This window comes from Pedobacter sandarakinus (assembly GCF_026240095.1).
Classification (GTDB): Bacteria; Bacteroidota; Bacteroidia; order Sphingobacteriales; family Sphingobacteriaceae; genus Pedobacter; species Pedobacter sandarakinus.
On sequence record NZ_JAPIVG010000012.1, the window covers coordinates 1 to 5963 of the forward strand.

General features: G+C 48.3%; 2 tRNA genes and 3 rRNA genes. All 5 read right to left on the minus strand.

The annotated features are described in order from the left end of the window. Positions 1–59: 59 nt before the first annotated feature. The 5 genes from rrf to OQ268_RS17665 all read right to left on the minus strand — a co-directional run bounded on the left by rrf (position 60) and on the right by OQ268_RS17665 (position 5570). Positions 60–171 (minus strand): 5S ribosomal RNA (gene rrf, locus OQ268_RS17645). A 127-nt stretch (positions 172–298) separates the two neighbouring features. Then, a 23S ribosomal RNA gene (locus OQ268_RS17650) occupies positions 299–3176 on the minus strand. Between the two features lie 451 nt (positions 3177–3627). After that, a tRNA-Ala gene (locus OQ268_RS17655) sits at positions 3628–3701 on the minus strand. Between the two features lie 17 nt (positions 3702–3718). After that, positions 3719–3793 (minus strand) — tRNA-Ile (locus tag OQ268_RS17660). Between the two features lie 257 nt (positions 3794–4050). After that, a 16S ribosomal RNA gene (locus OQ268_RS17665) occupies positions 4051–5570 on the minus strand. Together the 16S, 23S and 5S rRNA genes with 2 tRNA genes alongside form the textbook arrangement of a ribosomal RNA operon. Positions 5571–5963 lie beyond the last annotated feature (393 nt).

The following is a 5963-nucleotide window of genomic DNA, read 5'->3' on the forward strand; positions in this document are numbered from 1 at the left end:
AAAACCCCTCCAGCATTAGCTGAAAGGGTTTATGGAAACCTGCCATCGGGCAGTTTAAGATTTGGCACCGACCTACTCTCCCACGTGTTACCGCAGTACCATCGGCTCTGGTGGGCTTAACTTCTCTGTTCGGAATGGGAAGAGGTGGACACCACCGATATAGGCACCTAAATATTTTAATTAGGTAGAAGGTAGAGGGTAATAAGGTATAAGGGTATCCTTACGCCTTAGACCTTTCAGCCTTAAACCTTAAACATTATTGAAAGAAGTTAGTTTCGAAGAGCAAACAACGTGTTGCTTTTGAAAGCTTCGGATGATTAGTACTACTCGACTGTGCTGTCGCCAGCTTTACATCTGTAGCCTATCAACGTAGTAGTCTGCTACGGTCCTAAATGGAATTCTCATCTCGTGGCTAGTTTCGCACTTAGATGCTTTCAGCGCTTATCTATTCCCAGCGTAGCTACTCTGCAATGCCCCTGGCGGAACAACAGATTCACTAGAGGCTAGTCCAACCCGGTCCTCTCGTACTAAGGTCAGCCCCACTCAAAATTCCTACGCCCACAACAGATAGGGACCGAACTGTCTCGCGACGTTCTGAACCCAGCTCGCGTGCCACTTTAATCGGCGAACAGCCGAACCCTTGGGACCTTCTCCAGCCCCAGGATGTGACGAGCCGACATCGAGGTGCCAAACCTCCCCGTCGATATGAGCTCTTGGGGGAGATCAGCCTGTTATCCCCAGCGTACCTTTTATCCTTTGAGCGATGGCCCTTCCATGCAGAACCACCGGATCACTATATCCGTCTTTCGACCCTGATCGACCTGTATGTCTCACAGTCAAGCAAGCTTATGCTATTGCACTCCGCGTACGGTTACCAAGCGTACTGAGCTTACCTTTGAAAGCCTCCGTTACCTTTTTGGAGGCGACCACCCCAGTCAAACTACCCATCAAACAATGTCTCCCGCAAGTACGGGATTAGACACCGAATACAGAAAGGGTGGTATTTCAACGTTGGCTCCACGACGCCTAGCGACGCCGCTTCAAAGCCTCCCACCTATCCTACACATCCTGTACCCAATGTCAATGTTAAATTGTAGTGAAGGTGCATGGGGTCTTTCCGTCCCGTTGCGGGTACCCGGCGTCTTCACCGGGACCACAATTTCACCGAGCTCATGGCTGAGACAGCGCCCAGATCGTTACACCATTCGTGCAGGTCGGAACTTACCCGACAAGGAATTTCGCTACCTTAGGACCGTTATAGTTACGGCCGCCGTTTACTGGGGCTTCGATTCAATGCTTCGCCTTACGACTGACATCCCCTCTTAACCTTCCAGCACCGGGCAGGTGTCAGGCCTTATACTTCATCTTTCGATTTTGCAAAGCCATGTGTTTTTGTTAAACAGTCGCCTGGGCCTTTTCACTGCGGCTGACATTGCTGCCAGCGCCCCTTCTCCCGAAGTTACAGGGCCATTTTGCCGAGTTCCTTAGCCATGATTCACTCGAGCACCTTAGAATCCTCTTCCCGGATACCTGTGTCGGTTTGCGGTACGGGTTTTTATAACCTGAAGCTTAGCGGTTTTTCTTGGAAGTCTGATTACCTGCGCTATCCACTCGCCCGAGGGCTCGCGGTACTATCAGCGTTCAGCATCGATCACGGATTTGCCTATGTTCGATATACCTACAGCCTTTAACGATCTATTCCGTCAGATCGCGGCAGTGTCACTACTCCGTCCCCACATCGCAGTTATAAAAAGTACGGTAATATTAAACCGTTGTCCATCGAATTTCCCCTTCGGGTTCTCCTTAGGTCCCGACTAACCCTGATCCGATTAGCGTTGATCAGGAAACCTTATCCTTTCGGTGGCGGTGTTTCTCGCACCGCTTATCGTTACTTATGCCTACATTTGCTTTTCTATACTCTCCAGCACCCATTACCAGATACCTTCACCGAATATAGAATGCTCCCCTACCGATATATTTCAATCCCATAGCTTCGGTGTACAATTTAATGCCCGTTTATTATCCATGCCCGATCGCTCGACTAGTGAGCTGTTACGCACTCTTTAAATGAATGGCTGCTTCCAAGCCAACATCCTAGCTGTCTGTGCAATCGGACCTCGTTAGTTCAACTTAACTGTAACTTGGGGACCTTAGCTGATGGTCTGGGTTCTTTCCCTCTCGGCGCATGACCTTAGCACCCTGCGCCTCACTGCAGATCATATTTCATAGCATTCGGAGTTTGTCTGGATTTGGTAGGATTTGACTCCCCCGCACCCAATCAGTAGCTCTACCTCTATGAAACTTTATATCCACGCTGTTCCTAAAAACATTTCGGGGAGTACGAGCTATTTCCCAGTTTGATTAGCCTTTCACCCCTACCCACAGATCATCCGGAAACTTTTCAACGTTTATCGGTTCGGTCCTCCAGTACGTGTTACCGCACCTTCAACCTGTCCATGGGTAGATCACAAGGTTTCGCGTCTACCCCCTCTGACTATACGCCCTATTCAGACTCGCTTTCGCTTCGGATCCGTGTCTTAAACACTTAACCTTGCCAGAGAGGAGTAACTCGTAGGCTCATTATGCAAAAGGCACGCCGTCACGCAACTTGTACGCTCCGACCGCTTGTAAGTACACGGTTTCAGGTTCTATTTCACTCCCCTGTTCGGGGTTCTTTTCACCTTTCCCTCACGGTACTGGTTCACTATCGGTCTCTCAGGAGTATTTAGCCTTACCGGATGGTGCCGGCAGATTCCCACAAGGCGTCTCCGACCTCGCGGTACTCAGGATACTACTAGGCTAACATTCTATACGTGTACAGGGCTATCACCTTGTATCGCCGGGCTTCCCATCCCGTTCCACTTCTGTTTGTTAATGCCACATCGTAGTCCTACAACCCCACACATGCCGTAACATGAATGGTTTGGGCTCTTTCCCTTTCGCTCGCCACTACTCAGGAAATCATTGTTATTTTCTCTTCCTCTGCTTACTTAGATGTTTCAGTTCGGCAGGTTTGCTCATTATATGTGACTGGTCTTCAACCAGCCGGGTTGCCCCATTCGGAAATCTTCGGATCAATTCCTATTTGCAAATACCCGAAGCTTATCGCAGCTTATCACGTCCTTCATCGCCTCTGAGAGCCAAGGCATCCCCCGTGTACTCTTTCTTACTTTCTTCTACCTATGCGCCTTTTGCGCCGCATGGTATGCTTTTTTTGCTCTTGTTATGATGTCTCATACTTAACCCAACAATCGCTTGTTAGTTAAGTGAGCACAAACAAAACAGTCGCCTATTGTTGTTTGCTCTTCTTTTTAACTTCTTCCAATATGTCAAAGAACTTTACTGAGGCTGAAGGTCAAAGGTATAAAGGTGGAGGGTTTCATGTGCCCTAACCTAAGCTTCGTTTCAGCTTCATTAGTAAAAATCATGGAGTCGAACCATTCAGTATCTTTAAATACTTTGCCCCCTTCGGCAATTTCTTTTTTTTCTTAATCTTTATGTCAATGTAGTTTACCTATCCAGGTAACGTGCTTTCGTTTTTTAAAAGCTTTCTGCTTTGTTGTGTGGTCTGTATAGGCTATGGGTTTTACCCTTTACCTTCTACCTTTTAACCCTCAACCTTAATTGTGGAGAATAACGGAGTCGAACCGTTGACCTCCTGCGTGCAAGGCAGGCGCTCTAGCCAGCTGAGCTAATCCCCCAAAAGGATTTAAATCTGTAGTCCCGTCCAGATTTGAACTGGAGACCCCTACATTATCAGTGTAGTGCTCTAACCAGGCTGAGCTACGGGACTTTCTCTGTTAGGCTGCGTTTGGTTGCGGGTTAGTATATTACCGCTACCGCTTCCTTTTGCTTACCTCAGCTGGTCTCCGTAATGCTGTTCGCCGTTAAGCTATCGCAAAACCGTATTCCTCTGGGTGTTTCTTTTTTTTCTCTTGTTGTATAAAGTAATTGGTATCATCTATCAAGACCTTAAGCCTTATTATTCATTACCACTTACCTTTTTACGAAATATCATGTTGCGAAGCTGGGCAGGTGATCCTACTCCAGAAAGGAGGTATTCCAGCCGCACCTTCCGGTACGGCTACCTTGTTACGACTTAGCCCCAGTTATCGGTTTTACCCTAGGACGCTCCTTGCGGTTACATACTTTAGGTACCCCCAACTTCCATGGCTTGACGGGCGGTGTGTACAAGGCCCGGGAACGTATTCACCGCGTCATTGCTGATACGCGATTACTAGCGAATCCAACTTCATGGGGTCGAGTTGCAGACCCCAATCCGAACTGTGAATGGCTTTATGAGATTCGCATACCGTTGCCGGCTAGCTGCCCTCTGTACCATCCATTGTAGCACGTGTGTAGCCCCGGACGTAAGGGCCATGATGACTTGACGTCGTCCCCTCCTTCCTCTCTGTTTGCACAGGCAGTCTGTTTAGAGTCCCCACCTTAACGTGCTGGCAACTAAACATAGGGGTTGCGCTCGTTGCGGGACTTAACCCAACACCTCACGGCACGAGCTGACGACAGCCATGCAGCACCTAGTTTCGTGTGATTGCTCACTTATCTATCTCTAGATAATTCACTAACTTTCAAGCCCGGGTAAGGTTCCTCGCGTATCATCGAATTAAACCACATGCTCCTCCGCTTGTGCGGGCCCCCGTCAATTCCTTTGAGTTTCACCCTTGCGGGCGTACTCCCCAGGTGGAACACTTAACGCTTTCGCTTAGCCGCTGACTGTGTATCGCCAACAGCGAGTGTTCATCGTTTAGGGCGTGGACTACCAGGGTATCTAATCCTGTTTGATCCCCACGCTTTCGTGCCTCAGCGTCAATAAGACCATAGTAAGCTGCCTTCGCAATCGGTGTTCTGAGACATATCTATGCATTTCACCGCTACTTGTCTCATTCCGCCTACCTCTAGTCCATTCAAGCCCATCAGTATCAAGGGCACTGCGATAGTTGAGCTACCGTCTTTCACCCCTGACTTAACAGGCCGCCTACGCACCCTTTAAACCCAATAAATCCGGATAACGCTTGGATCCTCCGTATTACCGCGGCTGCTGGCACGGAGTTAGCCGATCCTTATTCTTCCGGTACATTCAGCTAAATACGCGTATTTAGGTTTATTCCCGGATAAAAGCAGTTTACAACCCATAGGGCAGTCTTCCTGCACGCGGCATGGCTGGTTCAGAGTTGCCTCCATTGACCAATATTCCTTACTGCTGCCTCCCGTAGGAGTCTGGTCCGTGTCTCAGTACCAGTGTGGGGGGTCATCCTCTCAGATCCCCTAGTCATCGTCGCCTTGGTGGGCCGTTACCCCGCCAACTAGCTAATGACACGCATGCCCATCTCCATCCCATAAATGTTTGATCATTGGATTATGCAATCCTGTGATTTTATGCGGTATTAATCCGGATTTCTCCGGGCTATCCCCCTGATGAAGGTAGGTTGCATACGCGTTACGCACCCGTGCGCCGGTCTCAAGGTTGCAAGCAACCTCTACCCCTCGACTTGCATGTATTAGGCCTGCCGCTAGCGTTCATCCTGAGCCAGGATCAAACTCTCCATTGTAAAATGTTGTTTGAAACTGACCAGTTTTTAACCATGTTAAAAATGGTCTTCTTTTTGTTTTGTCTGTTAGACATCACCTTTAAAATAAAGCTCCTTAATCATGTACTTCGATCAGTACTTCATTAAACCCGCTTCGCTACATTGACATCTCTTTTAAGAACTATACGGCTGTTGTTGCCTCACGGCCCGCCTTTTTTATATCTTCCAGGTCTTCCAAATTCCAAAGCGTCTTTCTCGTCGCTCTTTCGCCTTTCTAACCTGTTTAAATCTTTTTTCTTAACCACTCCCGGCATCCGCCGTTCTGGTTTCTTTTACCCTTCCTCTCGGTTGGGAGTGCAAAGGTAGGAATGTTTTTCCAAGTTCCAAATAAATATTGAAATTTATTTTTTCGCT